Origin of the sequence: Epilithonimonas hispanica (genome assembly GCF_003385395.1) — a bacterium.
Classification (GTDB): domain Bacteria; phylum Bacteroidota; class Bacteroidia; order Flavobacteriales; family Weeksellaceae; genus Epilithonimonas; species Epilithonimonas hispanica.
Genome location: NZ_QNUG01000020.1, coordinates 1 through 19,932, shown reverse-complemented (window position 1 = coordinate 19,932; position 19,932 = coordinate 1). Strand labels below are relative to the sequence as shown.

19 protein-coding genes are annotated in these 19,932 nt (G+C 34.3%); 13 read left to right on the top strand and 6 right to left on the bottom strand.

Translation table 11 applies throughout. The features are described from left to right. The first annotated feature begins 9 nt into the window (after positions 1-9). Entirely contained in the window at positions 10-1,245 is a 1,236-nt protein-coding gene (locus DRF58_RS10615; RefSeq protein WP_116035316.1) for an MFS transporter, read from the top strand. A 313-nt stretch (positions 1,246-1,558) separates the two neighbouring features. On the opposite strand, the gene glmM is transcribed toward DRF58_RS10615, so the two are convergent. From glmM to DRF58_RS10585, 6 genes are all read right to left on the bottom strand, one after another. Continuing rightward, a complete protein-coding gene (gene glmM / locus DRF58_RS10610; RefSeq protein WP_116035315.1) occupies positions 1,559-2,941 on the bottom strand; it encodes a phosphoglucosamine mutase in 1,383 nt (460 codons plus the stop codon). Positions 2,942-3,095: 154 nt separating this feature from the next. Continuing rightward, complete coding sequence (locus DRF58_RS10605; RefSeq protein ID WP_116035313.1) at positions 3,096-3,239, bottom strand: FeoB-associated Cys-rich membrane protein; 144 nt, start codon at positions 3,237-3,239, stop codon at positions 3,096-3,098. 24 nt (positions 3,240-3,263) lie between these two features. Then, positions 3,264-5,294 (bottom strand): ferrous iron transport protein B, encoded by a 2,031-nt coding sequence (feoB, locus tag DRF58_RS10600; protein ID WP_116035311.1) that lies wholly within the window; start codon positions 5,292-5,294, stop codon positions 3,264-3,266. Beyond that, positions 5,291-5,545, bottom strand: coding sequence for a FeoA family protein (locus tag DRF58_RS10595; RefSeq protein ID WP_116035309.1), 255 nt, complete (start codon positions 5,543-5,545; stop codon positions 5,291-5,293). Before DRF58_RS10595 ends, feoB begins: the two co-directional genes overlap by 4 nt. 96 nt (positions 5,546-5,641) lie before the next feature. Continuing rightward, positions 5,642-6,538 carry a GLPGLI family protein gene (locus DRF58_RS10590; RefSeq protein ID WP_116035308.1) on the bottom strand — a complete coding sequence of 299 codons (897 nt, stop codon included), beginning with the start codon at positions 6,536-6,538 and terminating at the stop codon, positions 5,642-5,644. Positions 6,539-6,595: 57 nt separating this feature from the next. Then, on the bottom strand, positions 6,596-7,345 hold the full coding sequence (locus DRF58_RS10585; protein ID WP_116035306.1) for a Rossmann-like and DUF2520 domain-containing protein: 750 nt from the start codon (positions 7,343-7,345) through the stop codon (positions 6,596-6,598). Positions 7,346-7,465: 120 nt separating this feature from the next. Between DRF58_RS10585 and DRF58_RS10580 the strand changes: the two genes are divergently transcribed. The 12 genes from DRF58_RS10580 to serS all read left to right on the top strand — a co-directional run bounded on the left by DRF58_RS10580 (position 7,466) and on the right by serS (position 19,810). Continuing rightward, a complete protein-coding gene (locus tag DRF58_RS10580; protein WP_116035304.1) occupies positions 7,466-8,023 on the top strand; it encodes an RNA polymerase sigma factor in 558 nt (185 codons plus the stop codon). Positions 8,024-8,098: 75 nt separating this feature from the next. Continuing rightward, a complete protein-coding gene (locus tag DRF58_RS10575) occupies positions 8,099-8,686 on the top strand; it encodes a hypothetical protein (protein WP_116035303.1) in 588 nt (195 codons plus the stop codon). An 18-nt stretch (positions 8,687-8,704) separates the two neighbouring features. Further along, a complete protein-coding gene (locus DRF58_RS10570; protein ID WP_116035301.1) occupies positions 8,705-9,313 on the top strand; it encodes a hypothetical protein in 609 nt (202 codons plus the stop codon). Positions 9,314-9,442: 129 nt separating this feature from the next. Continuing rightward, positions 9,443-11,590, top strand: a complete 2,148-nt coding sequence (locus DRF58_RS10565) for a peptidylprolyl isomerase (RefSeq protein ID WP_116035300.1) — start codon at positions 9,443-9,445, stop codon at positions 11,588-11,590. Between the two features lie 119 nt (positions 11,591-11,709). Further along, positions 11,710-12,660, top strand: a complete 951-nt coding sequence (locus DRF58_RS10560) for an MlaD family protein (protein WP_116035298.1) — start codon at positions 11,710-11,712, stop codon at positions 12,658-12,660. Positions 12,661-12,663: 3 nt separating this feature from the next. Continuing rightward, positions 12,664-13,983, top strand: a complete 1,320-nt coding sequence (locus tag DRF58_RS10555) for a (Fe-S)-binding protein (RefSeq protein WP_116035297.1) — start codon at positions 12,664-12,666, stop codon at positions 13,981-13,983. A 79-nt stretch (positions 13,984-14,062) separates the two neighbouring features. Beyond that, positions 14,063-14,848 carry a (Fe-S)-binding protein gene (locus tag DRF58_RS10550; protein WP_116035295.1) on the top strand — a complete coding sequence of 262 codons (786 nt, stop codon included), beginning with the start codon at positions 14,063-14,065 and terminating at the stop codon, positions 14,846-14,848. Positions 14,849-15,004: 156 nt separating this feature from the next. Then, entirely contained in the window at positions 15,005-15,493 is a 489-nt protein-coding gene (locus DRF58_RS10545) for a hypothetical protein (RefSeq protein WP_116035293.1), read from the top strand. A gap of 42 nt (positions 15,494-15,535) precedes the next feature. Beyond that, complete coding sequence (locus DRF58_RS10540) at positions 15,536-16,648, top strand: glycosyltransferase (protein ID WP_116035291.1); 1,113 nt, start codon at positions 15,536-15,538, stop codon at positions 16,646-16,648. Between the two features lie 49 nt (positions 16,649-16,697). Then, positions 16,698-17,942, top strand: coding sequence for an oligosaccharide flippase family protein (locus tag DRF58_RS10535; RefSeq protein ID WP_116035289.1), 1,245 nt, complete (start codon positions 16,698-16,700; stop codon positions 17,940-17,942). A gap of 120 nt (positions 17,943-18,062) precedes the next feature. Then, entirely contained in the window at positions 18,063-18,464 is a 402-nt protein-coding gene (locus DRF58_RS10530) for a hypothetical protein (protein ID WP_123902392.1), read from the top strand. A gap of 77 nt (positions 18,465-18,541) precedes the next feature. Continuing rightward, positions 18,542-19,810 (top strand): serine--tRNA ligase, encoded by a 1,269-nt coding sequence (serS, locus tag DRF58_RS10525; RefSeq protein ID WP_116035286.1) that lies wholly within the window; start codon positions 18,542-18,544, stop codon positions 19,808-19,810. Positions 19,811-19,932: the final 122 nt, after the last annotated feature.

Genomic DNA, 19,932 nt, shown 5'->3' with positions numbered 1-19,932 from the left:
TTTTGCATAATGATTTCTTTTACACCACTTCGAGTTTTAAAAAATATAGAATTTCGTCATCTTTTAACAGGCAGATTTTTTCTTATCATCGCGTTCCGAATGCTGGCAACTTTGCTAGGATGGTGGGTGTATCAGTTGACAAAAGATCCTTTTTCCATCGGATTAATTGGGCTTTCTGAAGTAATTCCTGCGGTTTCTTGTGCGCTTTACGCGGGATATATTATCGATATGAACGAGAAGAAAAGATTGCTTTTGATTTGTAATTATGCTTATGTGATTCTGATCAGTTTGCTTCTAATTCCGGCTTTTTTTGGTCACAGGATGCATTTTACTGGCCACGAAATTACCTATTTCATTTATGGTGTGATTTTTTTTACAGGAATCTGTCGTTCTTTTCTCGGGCCTTTGGTTCCGTCTATGATTCCTAGAATTGTGAAACAGGAAAATTTGCCTTATGCTGTGACGCTGAATCAGGCGACTTTTCTAATTGCTTCGGTCTCAGGTCACGCTTTAGGAGGTTTTTTGATTGCTTTGATTAGTATCAAATGGACTTTGATTGTGATTATATCGAGTATGGCTGTTGCTTCTTTGTTTTTCTGGACTGTAAACCAACAACAATCCGAGAATACGAAAAAAGATGTGAAAGTCTTTGAAAGTATGAAGGAAGGTTTGAGTTTTATCTATCGAACTAAAGAGATTCTGGGCGCACAAATGTTGGATATGTTTGCTGTTCTTTTTGGTGGGGTAGTAGCGATGATTCCTGTTTTTGCGAGTGATATTCTAAAAGTTGGTTCGGAAGGTTTTGGATTGCTGAACGCAGCGTCTGATATTGGTTCTATGATAATCATTATTACGTTGTCATTAGTTCTATTAAGAAAAAATCAAGGTAAGATTCTGTTGTTTGTAGCTTCCGGATTTGGATTGTGTATTATAGGATTTGGATTGTCAAAAATGTATTGGCTATCTTTTGGATTCTTAGTTTTAAGCGGAATGTTGGACGGAATCAGTGTTGTGATTAGAGGAACAATTGTCCAGCTGAAAACACCTGAAGAAATCCGTGGAAGAGTTTTGAGTGTGAATTCGATTTTCATTATGTCGAGTAATGAATTGGGACAATTTGAAAGTGGATTGACGGCGAAACTGATGGGTATTGTCCGTTCAGTAGTTTTTGGTGGAACGATGACGGTTCTCACGGCGTTGTTCATTGGAACAACTTCTAAGAAGTTGAGGAAGATGGAGTATTAATTAAAATCTCTGGAGGTTTGAAACAAGCTTGTTTGTAACCGAAGAAGAACTCCGGAAGTCTCCCGCAACTTGTTTGAAACAAAATACATTTGCAGGAAGTCTAAAACAAGGGTGCTTGTAACCAAATGCAGTAGAAAGGAGTTTAAAATAGGGGTGTTTGTAACAAAATACAATTGCAGGAAATCAAAAACAGGGTTGTTTGTAATCAAATACGTTTTACATTAGTTACAATCACTATTATTTATAACCAAATGCAAATTATTTTATAATTGTCAATAAATAAAAAAGGAAGCAAAATTTGCCTCCTTCAATATTATATCAAACTTCTGATTTTCGCAATCATATCATCTCCCAATTTATCGGCTTCTTTTTGTGAAAAAGCTTCGGTGTAGATTCTGATAATTGGTTCTGTATTGGATTTTCTCAAATGAACCCAATTTTCAGCAAAATCGATTTTCACACCGTCAACAGTTGAGATTTCTTCATTTTTATATTCTTCCTGAACTTTTACAAGCAAAGCATCAACATCGATTTCCGGCGTCAATTCAATTTTCTTTTTACCCATAAAATAAGCCGGATAACCTGCTCTAAGCTCAGAAACTGTTTTGTTTTCTTTGGCTAAATGTGTCAAGAACAAAGCAACACCAACCAAAGAATCTCTTCCATAATGCGAATCCGGATAGATGATTCCGCCGTTTCCTTCACCACCGATTACAGCATTTTTTTCTTTCATTAAGTTCACAACATTCACTTCTCCAACAGCACTTGCAAAATATTCGGAATTGTGAGTTTTCGCAACGTCTCTCAAAGCTCGGCTCGATGAAAGATTGGAGATTGCCACACCATTTTTATTTTTCAAAAGATAATCTGCAACGGCAACCAAAGTGTATTCTTCGCCAAACATTTCGCCTTTTTCATCAATCAAAGCCAATCTGTCAACATCTGGATCAACCACGATTCCAAGGTCAGCGCCTTCTTTTTTTACCAATTCACAGATGTCGCCAAGATGTTCTTTTAAAGGCTCAGGATTGTGAGGGAAATGTCCTGTTGGTTCGCAATATAATTTCACCACTTCAACGCCCAATCTCTCCAAGAGTTGAGGAATTGCAATTCCTCCAGTTGAATTAACAGCATCCAAAACTACTTTGAAATTTTTAGATTTAATAGCTTCTGCATCCACCATTTCTAAATTCAAAACCTGTTGAATATGAATATCAAAAGCATCGTCTCTTGTTTCATATTTCCCCAAATCATCCACTTCAGCATAATTGAAATCTTCACTTTCTGCCAAAGCCAAAACTTCTGCGCCATTTTCTCCGGTGATAAATTCGCCATTTTCATTCAGTAATTTTAAGGCGTTCCATTGTTTTGGATTGTGAGAAGCAGTTAGGATAATTCCTCCGTCAGCTTTCAGTTCAGGAACCATTATTTCGACAGTTGGAGTAGTTGAAAGTCCTAAATCAATCACGTTGATTCCAAGACCTTGAAGAGTTGCGGTTACCAAAGAAGAAACCATTTGACCAGAGATTCTTGCGTCTCTTCCGATGACTAAGGTTAAATCTTTTTTATTTTTATTATTCTGAAGCCAAGTTCCGAATGCCGAAGCAAATTTTACAACATCAAGCGGCGTCAAGTTATCATTTACTTTTCCGCCAATGGTTCCTCGTATTCCTGAGATTGATTTTATTAATGACATTTTATAGTTTTTAAGGTTTGACAAAAATACGATAATCTCGCAATCGGAAAAAAATAAAAGTGTTCGGTGTGAACACTTTTTGATTTAAGAATAATCGTAATTTTTTCCTTTTTTCTTTAAAAAAATGTTTGCGATTAATTACATATTACTGAATTTAAGAACATCCGCAATCCGAACCGCAACCTTTCCCATTTTTCTTCTTAGAAAACGTTTTTGAAAATTTACGGATAATAGCATACAAAGATGTCAGAACCAAAAGCCCGACAATCACATATTGCAGAATTAATGAACTGTCCATAATTTTTCTACCTTTAAGATAAATTTATTTTAAAATCTGATAAATAATCAATGCCGAAAAATATGCCAAAAATGTCATCGAAACGGTTTGTAACATTGTCCATTTCAAACTTTTGGTTTCTCTGTAAACTACTGCAATCGTGGAGATACATTGCATTGCAAAAGCATAGAAAAGTAAAATTGAAACACCAGTCGCAAAACTGAAAACTTTGTCACCGTTTGGATGAACGTCCAATCTCATTTTCTCAATCAATTTTCCTTCGGGAGCTTCATCGTCAAGACTGTAAAGCGTTGATAATGTTCCTACGAAAACCTCTCTTGCTGCAAAACTTGTCAGGATTCCGATGCCCATTTTCCAATCGTAACCTAGTGGCGCAATTGCTGGTTCCATCGTTCTACCAATTCTTCCAAGATAAGAATGGTCAAGGGAAGATTCTGTTGCTACCAATTCATCTTTATGTTGTGGCGGGCCAAAATAGCTCAAAGCCCAAAGAATAATACTAACCGTGAAAATTACTTTTCCGGCTCCGGAAATAAATTCCCAAACTTTACCCAAAACTAATTTGAAATCATATCCGAACAAGGGCATTTTGTAAGTCGGTAAATCCATTACCAAGAAACTCTTGATTTTGGTTTTGATGAAACTTTTCAGAATAAAGGATGATATCAACGCCATTAAAAAACCTAATAGATACATTATCATTAAAGCAATTGCTCTGTATTTGATACCTAAAAAATTGTTATCAGGAATAATCAATCCGATAATAATACTGTAAATAGGAAGTCTGGCAGAGCAAGTCATAAATGGTGTTACTAGAATAGTAATCAACCGTTCTTTAACATTTTCGATGTTTCTGGTAGACATAATCGCAGGAATTGCGCAAGCTGTTCCGGAAATCAATGGAACAATACTTTTTCCATTCAAACCGAAAGGTCTCAGCATTCTGTCCATCAGGAAAACAACTCTCGCCATATATCCGGAATCTTCCAAAAGATAAAGGAAATAAAGAAGAATCCCAATCTGCGGTGCAAAAACCAAAATCCCTCCAATTCCCGGAATAATTCCGCTTGAAACCAAAGAATTAATTGGGCCTTCCGGAAGATGTTCTCCTGAAAATTCTGATAACCAAGTGAAAAGATCTTCAATCCAAGTCATCGGATATTCTGCAAGGAAGAAAACGCTCTGAAAAATTAATAATAGAATCAATAAGAAAACAACATAACCCCAAACTTTATGAACCAGAACTTTGTCTAGTTTTTCAGTCAATAATTCTTTTAATTGAGGTTTTTTCTCTGTGATTTCGGAAGTGATCTTATCAATATTCTGATAACGTCTTACGGTTTCAGTAATTTGTAAACGTTTTGGAACACTGCATTTTGAATCTTCCTGAGTAATAATCTCGTGGATGTTTTCAATTTTTCCGAGATAAGTATCTGCGGCTAAAAGTGTCCAGATTTTGTAAAGATTCTTTTCTGAAGTATTAGATGAAACTTTATAAACCAAAGATTTTTGTTCTAATGGAATTTCGAAAGAATTGGTTTCGGAAATTTTAAATTCATTATTAAAAACTGCTTCACGGACTATTTCTATTCCAAGATTTTGTTTTGCATTGGTCTCAAAAACCGGGATATTCAGAATCTCTGAAAGTTTGGAAATGTCAATTTTGATTCCTCGCTTTTCGGCTTCATCCACTTGGTTGACAACCAAAATCACAGGAATTCCCAAATCCAGAATCTGCTGAAAAAGAAGCAAGCTTCTTCTCATATTAATGGCATCAGCAATATAAACAACACCAGAATAATCTTCCTGAATTAGATAACGAGAAAAAATAGCTTCATCTTCCGAAGTTGGATAAATGCTGTAAGAACCAGGTAAATCGATAACTTCGACTTCCTCATTTTTGTAAATATAATTTCCGGAATGGCTGGCAACAGTTACACCAGCATAATTTCCCGTTTTTTGTTTTCTGTTACAAAGGATATTGAAAAGTGTAGATTTCCCGACATTGGGATTTCCTACCAATAGAATTTGTTTTTGTTTTTTGTCCTGCATCATTCCGAAACTTCTACCTTAATAAATCTTGCTTCTGCTTCTCTTAGGGCGATTCTGGTTTTATCCGAACCATATTCTATATAAAGAGGTCCATTGAAAGGCGCCTGATAAAGAACTCTGAAAGTGGTTTCCGGAAGCAATCCCATTTCGATTATTTTGGTTGGCATCTGAAGGTTTTCGTTGTCGTAACCAAGAATTTTCCCGATTTTATTTTTCGGAAAACAACAGAGTTTATCGGTGTGTTTTGTTTGCAAGACTAAAATTTTTGGACTACAAAGATAACCTATTTTAAATTAATCTAAATAAGATGTTGTCATAAAAAAACCGGAAACTAATTTCCGGTTTTATATTTATTTTTTCTTTTTCTCCGTTATTTGCGGAACTTCTATTGGATTGTCTGTAGATTTGAAGAAATCGTTGAGCATTTTCTCTTGATTCTTCAGCATTTCTCCAATAGTAAGATCGCTTCCTGGCATTTTCATTGAAAGCATATTTTGTGGAACTTGAGTTCTTACTTCTGCCATTGGGTCTTGTTTGAAAGCAGCGTAAGCTTTTTCGAATTTATCTTTGGCAATCGTTTTCTTTTCATTACTCATTCCGAATTTTGCATTCACTTCTTCCGCATAAGTGAATTCTTTCCAGTCTTTCACGGTTTTGTTACCAGATAGTAACCAAGAATAATTTTTCTCGTCATCTTCAATTTTTACGATTAATCCAGGTAATCCGTAGAATTTATAAGGTCCGTCTTGGAAAGGAATATCAGTTGAGAACCAAGCTGTCCATTTTCTTCCTCCAAATTCAGTTGTAGCTTTCTGTGTGTTATAAGTTCCGATTTTTTCTTGTTCTGTAAGAATTTTCCAATCGAATTTAATTGTTTCATCGTATGCAAAAAGATTTCTGTTGATTCTGTCAACATACATTTCTGTCATTGCAGGATAGTTTTTGTAGATTTTATAGGAGAACTTTGGCCATTTTATAATTTTGGACATATCCTTAAAAGTCTTTGTTTTCTCCATTTCTTCAACTGCAGATTTGATGATAGAATCTTGTGCAGGCAAAGTGAAATCCTGATAAATTGATTTGTCTTTAGCAATGTCAAGCGTTGTCATTACTTTGTCCAATCTTGCAGAATCCTTTTTGGGTTTATATGTTAATTCATAAAAGAAACGGTTGGCTGTTTCTTGTGCAGAAACCATTAATCCTAATAATAACAAAGGAAGAATGACTAATTTTTTGAGAGATTTCATATTTTTATTTTCTTGTTTATGACTAATTAGTGCAAGATTCTGAAAAATGTTACAGAATTATTGATACATTTTTTTTATCGATTCATTCATCAATTGATATATTTTCAAATGTTCTTCATCAGTAATCAGATCTTCGTGAAGTTTTAGAACTCTTTCATCTCCTCTTACGGCCGGTCCGGTTTGAGCAGATTTTGGTTCTAAATGATGAATTTTCTCAACAGTTTCATCAATCAAAGGAATAAAATAATTAAAGTCTAAATTCTGAGAATCTGAAATTTCTTTAGCTCTTGCAAAAAGATGATTCACAAAGTTGCAGGCGAAAACGGCTGTCAGATGGATGTATTTTCGTCTTTCGTAATCCGAAGTTTCAACATTTTCAGAAATAATCGAAGCCAATTCAAATAATGATTTTTCATCAATCTGATTTTCTGCTTCTATGAAAAAAGGAATTTTTGAATAATTGAGATTCTTAGTTTTCGAGAAAGTCTGCAAAGGATAAAAATTTGCTTTTCTATAATTACCTTTCAAAATTTCCATCGGAAGCGAACCAGAAGTATGTGCAACTAAAGCATCTTCTTTTTTAATTAATTCCGAAACTTGTTCAACGGAAGAATCCGAAACAGAAATCAGATAGAAATCTGCGTCTTCCAATTTTTTTGCAGAAAAAGGAATGTTGAATTCTTCTGAAATTTTTTTTAATTCAATTTCATTTCGTCCAAAAATCTGATGAACTTCGATATTATTTTGAGTAAAAGCTTTCGCGAGGTGATAAGCGACGTTTCCAGAGCCGATGATAACTGTTTTCATACAACAAAGATAAAGTTTTGATTAATCTTGAAATAGTTGCGTCTAATATAAATTCAAAGAAAATTCAAAAAAAAATTTAACTTTGGTCTTATTTTTTAATCAAAACTACGAAACATCTTAATGAAGCTCAAGGATGAGGAAATTGTAAAGCTTTTAACTGCACCTCAAACTGTAGAGAAAGGTCTGCGTGCGATGATGGATATCTATCAGAGTCGTCTTTATTGGCATATCCGACGGATGATTGTTGACCACGATCAGGCTCAAGATGTTTTACAGGATACATTTATCAAGGCGTATCAGAATATTCACCAGTTCAAGAGTGATAGCAAGTTGTATACTTGGCTCTACAGAATTGCAACCAACGAATCTTTGCAACAACTCAACAAAATGAACCGGATGAAAAAAACAGACGAAGATGCTGAATATTATATGCAGAATCTAGTTGCTGATAATGCTGGAAAGGATGCTGAAGAAATACAGATTCTACTACAGAAAGCAATCCAAACATTGCCGGAAAAGCAGAAATTGGTTTTCAATATGCGGTATTATGATGATTTGCCTTATGAGGAAATTTCGAAGATTCTGGATATGTCGGTCGGAACTTTGAAGACCAATTATCATTATGCCAAAGATAAAGTTGAGCAATATATAAAGGACAATTACTCGGAAGAGTTTTAAAAATAATAAGAGAAGAAATAATTATGAAACGTTTTTGACGTTGCATTTGACAAATGAAAAATTAAATAAGAGCAAATGAAAATTGATATAGAAAAACTGAACAGAAAAAATCCTTATCCGGAACCTTCGGATGAGTTTTTCAAGATGCTTCAGGATAATGTGATTTCAAAAACAATTGGAGAGAAAAATCCTGTTGTTCAGAAAGAAGCAAAAGTTTTCTCTCTGAATTTTAAATGGGTTGCTGCCGCAGCAGTTGTTATGATTGCTGGGATTACTGCATTTTTAGGCCTTAATTATAATCCTGAAATGCAAATGGCTCAACAAAAACCAATTGTTGACAGTGTTTACGAAATCCATTCTACAGAACAAAAATTTACAAGTGCAATGGCTGATAATAATATGAATATGGTTTCAAATCCATCTCAATCAGCTGAACATAAAGTTGAGCATTTGAAATTGCATCCGGCGATTGCTAATTTGTCAAAGTCTGATAATCGAAAAAACAATGGATTTGATAATACAGACAGGCAAGATTATGCAGTAGAAACGAAAAGAAAATCTGAATCGGAAGTTGAAAAGGTTCTTGCAGCTTTCACACCTGATCAGATAAAAGATATTGATAGAAACAGTGAACAAGATGTTTATCTTGACCTTTATAATTAATAACAAAATATTAGAGAGATGAAAAAATTGTTATTGACTATTCTGATTGTGGGATTATTTTCTGCACATACGGTAAGAGGACAAGAACGTAGAACAGGAAATACAGCTACAACTCAACGAAGTAATACCAATTCTGCTTTAAGAAGTGGTTCTGCGCCATCTTTGTCTCCATCCGGAACTTATCAAAGACAAACTACTACAACTATTCCTAGAGCATCTGAATGGAGGACGATGAATATGGATGAAAAAAGATCTGCGGTTAGCAATATGTCTGTGAAAGAACGTTCTGTTTTTCTTCAAAAAATGAAAGAAAATATAGCTATTGATGACCTTGGTATTCCGGAAGAGAAACAAGATGAATTTAAAAGTCTCTTTGCGGAGTATCAGAGTAATCAGAAACAGATAAAGGAAAAATTCCATTCTGATAAGAATTTTGAAAAACTATCAGATGAGGAGGCAACCAATAGACTGAATCAGAGTTTTGATGTTGGTCAGCAATTGCTTAATAATAGAAAGATTTATGCGGATAAATTTTTAAAAATTCTTACACCTCAACAAGTTTTGAAGCTTTTCCAAAATGAGGGAAAAATGCGAGACAAAATACTTGATAAGAAAAACGATAAATAGATTAACGAACCTCTAATTTTTAGAGGTTTTTTTTATTTTATCTTTCACATTTGCAATTGTCTGCAAATAATTTTCCTATTATGTTAAAAATATGTATTTTCGCACACTATTATAAACATATAACATAAAATGGCAATTTTAGGTGAAATTAGAAAAAGGTCTTGGCTACTATTAGGTGTAATAGCACTAGGATTGGTATCATTTCTTTTCAATGCGGATACTTTTGATAAGATGTTTTCAAAGAATCCGAACGTTTTTGGTAAGGTGAATGGTGAAGATATTACCAGAGACGAGTTCAACGACCAGCTTTTCATAATGCAACAACAGGCTCAGCAACAAGGTCAACCTACAAAAGGTCTTGAAGAGCAAGCTTGGCAGATTCTTGTACAATCAAAATTGATTAAACAACAATTTGAAAAAATGGGGCTTAAGTTGACAGACGATATCTTCTGGAGCCAATTACAATATGATCCTATTTTTGCGCAGAATCAACAATATTTTGATGAGAAAGGAAACTTCAAACTTCAGGAAATTAAATCTGAGATAGAAAAATCTCAGGCTACGAATCCTGAAAATTATAATTTCTGGTTGAAAAACAGAAAAGCAATCGAGTACAGAATGATGGCGAGAATGCTTTTTGGTAACATCACGTCTGGAATTACTACAAGCAAAAAAGAAGCGGAATTGATGATCAAATTCCGTGATGAGATGGCCAACATCGATTTTGTAAAAGTAGATTATTTAGAGTTTTCTAAGAAAAATGATGTAAAAGTGACTACTCAGGATCTTGCGGATTACATCAAATTGCATCCTACCAGATTTAAAGCAACTGCAAGCAGAAATTTAGCTTACGCTTATTTCCCGGCTACACCAAGTCCTCAGGATGATGCTGCAACTTTGAACGAGTTGAACAAACTTTACCTTAAAGGAACAGACGCTTCTGGCGGAACTGAAAACTTCCAGAATACAAAGAACGATTCTATGTTTGTAGAGCTTAATTCTGATGTGCCATTTATTCCTCAATACGTAACACCTTCCCAATTGCCAACGGAAATTAAAGATAAAGTTGCTACAGCTACTATCGGACAAGCTTTTGGACCATATAAAGAACAGAATCTTTATGTTGTTTCTAAAGTTTTGGATAAACAGATGAAACCTTCGGATTCAGTTAGTTCTAGTCATATTTTGATTGGTTATAAAGGAGCGGAGAGATCTACGGCAACTAGAACTAAAGAAGAAGCAAAAGTTTTGGCAGATAAAATTTTAGCAGAAGTTAAAGCAAATCCAGCAAAATTTGAAGAAGATTTGAAGCAATCAGATGAACCCAATGCTGTTGAGAGAAAAGGAAGTGTGGGTTGGACGACGCCTTCTTCTCCTTTTGCGCCAGGATATCTTAGCTTTTTAGCTTCGCACAGAAAAGGTGATATTGGTTTAGCTGAAACCAATTTTGGTTTTCACATTATTAGAGTTGACGAAAGACCAGAAGCTTTAAAATATAAAATTGCTCACTTAGCTAAAAACATCAAAGCTTCTGATAAAACAGAAAATCAAGTGTTGACTCAAGCTACAAGATTTATTCAGCAAACAGAAGGTAAAACTTTTAATCAGTTCAAAACTCTTGCTGAGAAAAATAAATATCAATTCCAAAATCCTAAAACTGTAGGCCGTTTCCAAGGAACACTTCCAGGAATTGGAACGGATAAAGATGCTGATGTTATTGCTTGGGCATTTGACAAAAAGAGAAATATTGGAGATACAGATATCTTTACAGTAGAAGGAACTGGTGATAGAATCGTAGCTTATGTTGTAGGAAAACAAGATGAAGGTCTTGCAGATCCAGAAACTGTAAGAGATCAAATCGAGCCAATTGTTAAAAATAAAGTTCTTGCTAAGAAAATCATTGATAAAATCAATGCTGGAAAATATACTTCTCTAGATCAAGCTGCAAAAGGTCTTGGCGTAACTAAGGCTAGTGCAACAGTTAATCTATTCAATCCGAGTGTAAATGGTGCAATGGAACCAAAAGTTGCTGGTGCTGCATTCGGAAACGGAGTTAACAAACTGTCTCAACCAGTTGAAGGTATGACAGGAGTTTATCTTGTAGTTAAGAAATCTGTGACGACAAACAAATTGCCAGGAGATATCAAACAGATTACAGAATCAATAACTCAGCAAGCTTCTCAGCAGTTTACAGGAGCATTTTTGAAGAGTCTTCAGGATAATGCAAAAATCAAAGATTTCAGAATTGAAGTTTGGGACAGAAATCCTCAACAATAATTCTTAATTAAATATCAGAATAAGCAAAAGCGGCATAATTGTCGCTTTTGTTGTTTTTTATTTATATCAATTATAAATCCAATATTCATATATTTGCTAATTAGTTAAAACAAAAAAACGTGAAGTTAAGTAAAGAATTAAAAACAGGGCTGATAGCTATTTTTACGATTGTCAGTTTTGTTGTTCTATATCAATTTATGAAAGGTAAAAACCTTTTTACAACAGATAATGTGTTCTATATAAAATATGATAATGTAGAAGGGCTTTCGGTTTCTAATCCAGTTTCTATCAATGGACTGAAAGTAGGTCAAGTAGATGAAATAAAACCAATTACCAATGGAGGGAAATTACATTTTGTAGTGAAATTGACAGTAGATGATAAGTACGAATTTTCTAAAAACTCTACAGTCGAGATTTTTGAACCAGGATTGATGTCTGGGAAAGAAATGAAAATCAATCTTTTTTATGGTGGAGAAACTGCAAAAGATGGAGATACTTTGAAGGGTAATTATCAACTATCTATGCTCAATAATCTTTCTTCTCAAGTAGGCCCAGTGAAAGATCAATTACAAAGTGTTTTAAAAAGAGTGGATTCTTTGACAAACAATGCCAATAAAATGTTTGATGACCGTAATCGTGCTGAAATTGCAATGTTACTAAAAAGCCTAAACCATACAATTGCTTCTTATGATCGTACTTCGCAAGGGATTAATTCGCTTTTGTCTAATAACGATCCTCGTTTGCAAAAAGTATTGGATAATGCCAATCAGACTATGATTTCTGCAAATTCGGCAGTTGATAAATATGGTAATCTTGCACAAAGTATTGATACTAAAAAACTGAATGAAACTATCGCTAATCTTGATGCTACAGTTTCTAGCTTGAATACCGTTATTTCCAGCATACAAAAAGGCGAGGGAACACTTGGTAAAGTGATGAAAGATGAACAACTTTACAACAATCTAGAACAGACATCAAAAAATCTGAATGAATTGATTTTAGATTTAAAAGCTAATCCGAAACGTTACATCAACTTCTCGGTTTTTGGTAAGAACTCAGATAAAAAATAAACTATGCAATATATTGATAATGCTGTTTTTCTAATTCTTTTAATTGCTGGTTTCGGGCTGTTTTTTAAAAGTCTGAAAGAGATCTATCGCAATATCAAATTAGGAAAAGAAATCAACAGAACCGATAGGAAATCGGAACGCTGGGCAATTATGACCAGAGTCGCTCTCGGACAAAGCAAAATGGTAAAACGTCCTATCGCTGGAGTTTTGCATATTTTTGTTTATGTTGGTTTTGTAATTATCAATATTGAGTTATTAGAAATTATTATCGATGGAATCTTCGGAACACATCGTTTTCTTCAAAGCGTTTTAGGAAGTTCTTTCTATGCATTTTTCACATCGATTTTAGAAGTTCTAGCGGCTTTGGTAGTTTTCGCTGTAGTTGTGTTTTTCATCAGGAGAAATTTCTATGGTGTTAAAAGATTGACGATGAAAGAGCTTTTCGGTTGGCCAAAACAAGATGCCAACTGGATTCTGATTATAGAATTTGCTTTAATGGTCGCTTTCTTCACAATGAATGGAGCTGATTATTTTGCTGATGCCAATCGCTTTGATTCTAATTTTCCAATCTCAAAACATCTATTTCCTTTCTTTGGGAATTTCAGTTTAGAAACACTTCATGTTGTTGAAAAATCAGCTTGGTGGTTTCACTTTGTTGGGATTCTGTTCTTTATGAATTATCTCTATTATTCCAAACATCTTCATATCATTTTAGCTTTTCCAAATACTTGGTTTGCTAATCTCGAGAAAAAAGGAAAATTCAATAATCTGGATTCTGTAACCAAGGAAATCAAATTAATGATGGATCCCAATGCAGATCCTTACGCCGCTCCCGCCGAAGGTGAGGCAGAAGTTCCTTCGAAATTCGGAGCAGAGGATGTTTTTGATCTCAACCAGCATCAGTTAATGAGTGCGTATTCTTGTACAGAGTGTGGAAGATGTACGTCGTCTTGTCCTGCAAATATTACAGGAAAAAAATTGTCTCCGAGATTGATTATGATGAAAACCAGAGATCGTCTGGAAGAAGTAGGAAGAAATATTAACAAGAACGGAGGTAAGTTTGTTGATGATGGAAAAAAATTATTAAACGATTATATTACCAAAGAAGAACTTTGGGCTTGCACAACTTGTAACGCTTGCGTAGAGGCTTGTCCGGTTCTGATTGATCCTTTATCAATTATTTTCGAAATGAGAAGATTCTTGGTAATGGAACAATCTGCAGCGCCTACAGAATTAAACTTGATGATGACAAACGTTGAAAACAATGCAGCACCTTGGCAATATAATCAAGCTGATCGTTTGAATTGGGCTAATGATAATTAATCTAACAATGTAAAAAATGTAACAATGTAACAAAGATTGGTAAATTGTTCCACTGTTATATTGGTAAATTGAAACTAATATGGATTTCACTATAAAAACAATGGCAGAATATGCAATGGAAGGCAAATCTCCGGAAGTTCTCTTTTGGGTTGGTTGTGCTGGAAGTTTCGATGACCGTGCGAAAAAAATCACGCGTGCATTCTGCAAAATCCTTAATAAAATCAATGTTGAATTTGCTGTTCTAGGACAAGAAGAATCTTGTACTGGAGATCCAGCAAAACGTGCCGGAAACGAATTTGTTTTCCAGATGATGGCTTTGACTAATATCGAAGTTTTGAATGCTTACGAAGTCAAAAAAATCGTTACAGCTTGCCCACATTGTTTCAATACTTTGAAAAATGAATATCCAAGTTTAGGCGGAAATTACGAAGTATTACATCATACTCAATTTCTTAAAAACTTGATGAATGAAGGCAGATTGAAAATTGAAGGTGGAAGTTTCAAAGGAAAGAAAATCACATTCCACGACCCTTGTTATCTAGGAAGAGCGAATGACGAATACGAAGCGCCAAGGATGCTTCTTGAAAAACTAGATGCAGAATTGGTGGAAATGAAACGTTGCAAAACCAACGGCTTATGTTGTGGAGCTGGTGGCGCACAGATGTTCAAAGAACCGGAAAAAGGTAATAAAGATATCAATATAGAAAGAACAGAAGAAGCACTTTCATTCGAGCCAAAAGTGATTGCAACCGGTTGCCCATTTTGTAATACTATGATGACAGATGGTGTAAAACACTTCAACAAAAATACAGAAGTAGAAGTAAAAGATATTGTGGAGCTTTTGGCAGAAGCAGAAGATCTTTAAATCATCTTTACAAAAAAAATTAAAGCCTCAGAATTTCTGGGGCTTTTCATTTTACGGATTTAGATAAAAAATCCGTAATTTTATATCTTTAAATTCAAAAAAGAACTCGTCAACAGCGATTCCTTAAGACAAATAAAAATCAATAAATATCTTCTTATGAAAATCGAAGAATCAAGTATTGTAGAAACGAACGATTATCGTGTCATTATATATCCCGCTTCAAGACCTTTCACAGCTAAAGAAAGCAAAACAATTGCAGAAAAATTGTATGATTTTTTAGGTGGTTGGGCTGCTCACGGAAAAGAATTGTCGTCTTCTTTTAAGATTGAAAAAAATCAGTTTATCATCATCTGTGTAGATGAGGAAAAAGAAGTCGCTTCTGGTTGCAGTATCGATGCACTTGGAAAAATAATGAGAGAACTGGATGCAGAGTTTGACCTTGGATTATTTGACAGAATGAAAGCCAGCTTTGTTGAAAATGGAGAAGTGAAAACTTTGAAATTATCAGACTTCAAAGCTAAAATTAGAAGTGGAGAATTGTCCAAAGATATCGAGGTTTTTGATTTTTCAAAAAATACTTATCTCGATTTCTTGAGTCATTTTTTACAACCTTTTGCAAGAAGTTGGGCTTCTTCAATATCTTAGTCTTGATTAATTCAAGATTCTTATAATTTCAAAAATGTAATTTTGAAAGTACTTTTCATTTCTTCTTGGTTTCCCAATAGATTAGAAACTACGAATGGCAATTTTGTACAACGCCATGCAGAAGCGGTTTCTACTTTGCATGATGTGGAAGTCCTGCATGCAATCGGAGATTTTAATCAAAAGGAAATTTTTGTTTTTGATGAGAAGGTCATCAATGGAATTAGAACTTTGATTATCTATTACAAGAATTCAAAGAATCCAATTCAGAATTTTATTAGAAGGATGAAGGCTTACAAAATGGGATTTGAAAACATGAGAACTCCTGATATTGTACACGCCAACGTGCTTCATAATAATATGCTTTTTGCAATCTATATTAAACGGAAATATAAGATTCCTTATGTAGTGTCTGAGCATTGGTCTGGTTTTCTGAAAATTAATAGAAGCAAACTTTCTTTTACAACTTTATTTATTGCGCGGACTATTGCCAAAAAGGCATCTTATTTATTGCCTGTAAGTAGAGATCTGAAAGAAGATTTAGAAAAACTAGAACTAGGAAAAAATTTTAAAGTTGTTGGGAATGTAGTAGACACGAAGGTTTTTTATCCCGCAGTCTCTCAGAGGAATGTTTTTACGTTTCTTCATATATCGAATCTTATCCCGCTTAAAAACCCGGATTTGATGATTGAGGCGGCTATTCGACTTAGAAAAGAATATGAAAATTTCGAATTTCATATTGGCGGAGATGGTGATGTAGCAAGGCTTAATAACATCATTGAAAAGCATAATGCTCAAGATTTTATCAAAACATTTGGAGAAATTTCCCATAAAGATGTTGCTGAAAAGATGAGAAATAGCGATTGTTTTATCCTCTTCAGTGATTATGAAAATTTGCCTTGTGTGTTGCTTGAATCCATTTCTTCTGGAACTCCCGTTATTGCAACTCGAGTAGGTGGAATTCCGGAAATTATAAATGAGAATCAAGGGATTCTGATTAATAGATCTACAGAAGAATTATATTTGGCAATGAAAAATATGCTGACTAGAAATATTAACATAGATTCTCCGGAACAACTACATCAATACATTTTAGATAATTTTTCGGTTTCAACAGTAGCAAAGGATTTTAGTGAGGTTTACAATAGCGTGTTATAAAATCTGATAATTATTTAAAGAATGATTAAAAGGCATTTATCAAACTAAAATGAAAAGTTTAGCGGATTTTATCAAAGCATTCTTTGCTAATAAGGGACAACATGTTTTTTTGTCATTATTAATAACCAAAATCTGTGCATTTGCTGGCTCTCTTTTTATGATTAGGATTCTACCTGAAAAAGAGTTTGGACTATTAAGTATTGTGACTTCTTTTTTTGTGGTTTTTGTCTCTTTTAGCGGGCTTGGAAGTTTTCAAAGCTTGATTAGATTTGGCTCATTGAGTAATGCTGATGAGGAGAAAAGAGAGCTGGCGGAATATCTTTTGAAGAAAGGTTTTCTTAATCAGGTTATCCTAAGTGTTGTGTTTTTTTTGATTTCGTTTTTATATGTAAGTCATTATTATTACATTTTTTATATTTTCTTTTTTTTTACAATTAGACTGATTGGGTTTTATTTTTTTAGCCACATCCAGGCAGAGCGACGTATTTATCTGAAGAATGACGAGTTCGCGATGATAAACAACGTTGTTAATATTTCTGGATTAGTCCTTATGGTTGTATTTTCAATCTTTTGGGGATTATATGGTTATTTGATTGCCAATGCTATTGCTCCGTTTTTTTCACTTTTTTGGTATAAGAAATCCAAGAAGCCTACAAAACCATTATTGAGATATAACAAAAAAGAAATCTGGAGTTTTGCTCTGTATGCTTCATTAACAGCGCTATTGTCAGACGCTTTTTTTTCGGCAGATATATTACTATTGAATTTTTTTAAGGACGAATCTGCAGTTGCTAACTATAAAGTTGCATTATTAATTCCTGCAAATATTACTTTTTTAGCCCTATCTTTCATGCAAAGCGATTATCCAGTGTTGGCTAAAAACCACCTTGATAAAAACTTTTTAATTAATTATATAAAGAATTATTATAAGATTTTCATTCCTATATCCTTTATTATATTGATAGTTGGCTGGTTTTTCAACACGATGATACTGAAACTTTTTTTTGGTGCATCTTATTTAGATAATTCGGTAGAATTTTCAATCTTATTAGCAACTTTTTGTGCGAGTATGCTACTTAGGAATTTATATGGAAATATGCTCTCTGCAGTAGGTTTGATGAAACGAAATACATTTTATTCAATCCTTTCACTCATTCTTTTAGCTATTTTCTCTTATTTCTTAGTTCCCAAATTTGGAGTGCTGGGAATGGCAATTTCCTTAGCAGTTACATTAACGATTATTGGATTTTTAATGATGTTTTCATTTCTTACCTATCTTCGAACTTTGAAATAAAGTATCTTTGTCATAATGAAACTCAAGATATCAATCATATTATCTTCCATTTTTCTCTTGCTCTCTTGCCAAAGAGATGAGGGAGAAACACAGGTTATAGATCAAGTTTTAAAGCTTTATATGAGTAGTGCAACTACAGGACAAGACTTACTGAATTCAAATATTGATGGATCCTATTCTGCAGTTGTTTTGCAAGATCTTTTAGGAACAAGAGATTTGCAGACAATTTCGGGCTATACATTTCCGAAAGATGCTGATACAGTTGTCTATATGGATTATCCAGCGGGTGCAGTTCGATTAAAAATCGATGCTCTCAGCAATGATACAGAGCAAACTTATTATTCCAAATTTGTGATTAAGTTGTCAACAAAAGATGTAGTGCTGCCTGATGATTACGATACAATCAGGATAGAGTACACTTCAGCACCTTCTCTTTTCCAAATATCCAAACTTTGGTATAATGATGAGCTGAAATTCACAAAAACGAAAGGGCAACCAAACATTGTCAAAATCGTGAAATAAAATCCTTAAATTTGCAATCGTCAGAGAATTAATATTGATTTTCTGATTATTAAATACTATCAACCAACAACCAAACTATGTTACAGGTTAATTTTTTGCGCGAGAACAAAGAGCGCGTTTTGGAAGGCTTGAAGAAAAGAAACTTCAAGGAATTAGATTTGGTCGATGCAGCCGTGAATGCTGACGACGAAAGAAAAAGATTACAGTTTGAGCTAGACTCACAACTTTCCGAAATGAACAGAATTTCCAAAGAAATCGGAATTCTGATGAAAGACGGAAAAAAAGAGGAAGCAGAAGCTGCTAAATCCCAAACGTCGCAATACAAAGAGTCCAGCAAAGAATTACAAAATCAATTGAATGAAGTTGAGAAATCTCTTCTCGATATTCTATATCAAATCCCAAATATCCCTTACGAGAAAGTAGTTGCCGGAGTTTCTGCTGATGACAACGAGATTGTTTACGAATCTACAACAGTGGAAGGTCTTGGCGAAGGTGCAATTCCTCATTGGGAATTAGCAAAAAAATATAACCTGATTGATTTTGAATTAGGTGTTAAAGTAGCTGGTGCTGGTTTTCCTGTTTATTTCGGAAAAGGTGCAAGATTGCAGAGAGCTTTGGTTCAATATTTCTTGGACAAAAATACAGATGCAGGTTATCAGGAAGTGAACGTTCCACACGTTGTGAACGAAGCTTCTGGTTATGGAACTGGACAATTGCCTGATAAAGAAGGACAAATGTACTATGTTGGTGCAGACGATTTGTACCTGATTCCAACTGCGGAAGTTCCAGTGACCAATATCTACAGAGATGTGATTATTGACGAGAAAGATTTGCCAATCAAAAACACAGCTTTTTCTCAGTGTTATAGAAGAGAAGCGGGAAGTTACGGAGCGCACGTGAGAGGTTTGAACAGACTTCACCAATTCGAAAAAGTGGAGATTGTAAGAATCGAAAAACCTGAAAATTCTTATGCTGTTTTGGAAGAAATGGTAGAGCACGTTAAATCTATTTTGGAAGATTTGGAATTGCCTTACAGAATCTTGAGATTGTGTGGTGGCGATACAGGTTTTGCATCAGCAATGACTTACGATTTCGAGGTTTGGAGTGCAGCGCAAGAAAAATGGTTGGAAGTAAGTTCTGTTTCCAATTTTGAAACGTTCCAGGCAACTCGTTTGAAATGCCGTTACAAAGGCGATGGAAAAACACAGTTGGTTCATACATTGAACGGTTCTGCAATGGCTTTGCCAAGAATTATGGCAGCTTTGTTAGAAAATAACCAAACGCCAGACGGAATCAAATTGCCAAAGAAAATTGCAGAATATGCAAGATTCGAATTGATTAATTAATTTGAAGAAATTAGAATTTATCGCAAAGATTTCTATGTTAAAGAGCAAATATTATTTGAATTTTTTATTGATAAAAATTCTTCTTTTGGTAGAAATGGCAGCTTTCGTTTGATGACAGCTAT

What these genes read in the sequence shown, in the direction of transcription:
- DRF58_RS10575 (WP_116035303.1), top strand. Translation starts at nt 8,099, where the DNA reads ATGAAAATTGATATAGAAAAACTGAACAGAAAAAATCCTTATCCGGAA.
- DRF58_RS10605 (WP_116035313.1), bottom strand. Translation starts at nt 3,239, where the DNA reads ATGGACAGTTCATTAATTCTGCAATATGTGATTGTCGGGCTTTTGGTT.
- DRF58_RS10585 (WP_116035306.1), bottom strand. Translation starts at nt 7,345, where the DNA reads ATGAAAACAGTTATCATCGGCTCTGGAAACGTCGCTTATCACCTCGCG.
- DRF58_RS10615 (WP_116035316.1), top strand. Translation starts at nt 10, where the DNA reads ATGATTTCTTTTACACCACTTCGAGTTTTAAAAAATATAGAATTTCGT.
- DRF58_RS10555 (WP_116035297.1), top strand. Translation starts at nt 12,664, where the DNA reads ATGCAATATATTGATAATGCTGTTTTTCTAATTCTTTTAATTGCTGGT.
- DRF58_RS10590 (WP_116035308.1), bottom strand. Translation starts at nt 6,538, where the DNA reads ATGAAATCTCTCAAAAAATTAGTCATTCTTCCTTTGTTATTATTAGGA.
- DRF58_RS10565 (WP_116035300.1), top strand. Translation starts at nt 9,443, where the DNA reads ATGGCAATTTTAGGTGAAATTAGAAAAAGGTCTTGGCTACTATTAGGT.
- glmM (WP_116035315.1), bottom strand. Translation starts at nt 2,941, where the DNA reads ATGTCATTAATAAAATCAATCTCAGGAATACGAGGAACCATTGGCGGA.
- serS (WP_116035286.1), top strand. Translation starts at nt 18,542, where the DNA reads ATGTTACAGGTTAATTTTTTGCGCGAGAACAAAGAGCGCGTTTTGGAA.
- DRF58_RS10530 (WP_123902392.1), top strand. Translation starts at nt 18,063, where the DNA reads ATGAGTAGTGCAACTACAGGACAAGACTTACTGAATTCAAATATTGAT.
- DRF58_RS10550 (WP_116035295.1), top strand. Translation starts at nt 14,063, where the DNA reads ATGGATTTCACTATAAAAACAATGGCAGAATATGCAATGGAAGGCAAA.
- feoB (WP_116035311.1), bottom strand. Translation starts at nt 5,294, where the DNA reads ATGATGCAGGACAAAAAACAAAAACAAATTCTATTGGTAGGAAATCCC.
- DRF58_RS10535 (WP_116035289.1), top strand. Translation starts at nt 16,698, where the DNA reads ATGAAAAGTTTAGCGGATTTTATCAAAGCATTCTTTGCTAATAAGGGA.
- DRF58_RS10580 (WP_116035304.1), top strand. Translation starts at nt 7,466, where the DNA reads ATGAAGCTCAAGGATGAGGAAATTGTAAAGCTTTTAACTGCACCTCAA.
- DRF58_RS10570 (WP_116035301.1), top strand. Translation starts at nt 8,705, where the DNA reads ATGAAAAAATTGTTATTGACTATTCTGATTGTGGGATTATTTTCTGCA.
- DRF58_RS10545 (WP_116035293.1), top strand. Translation starts at nt 15,005, where the DNA reads ATGAAAATCGAAGAATCAAGTATTGTAGAAACGAACGATTATCGTGTC.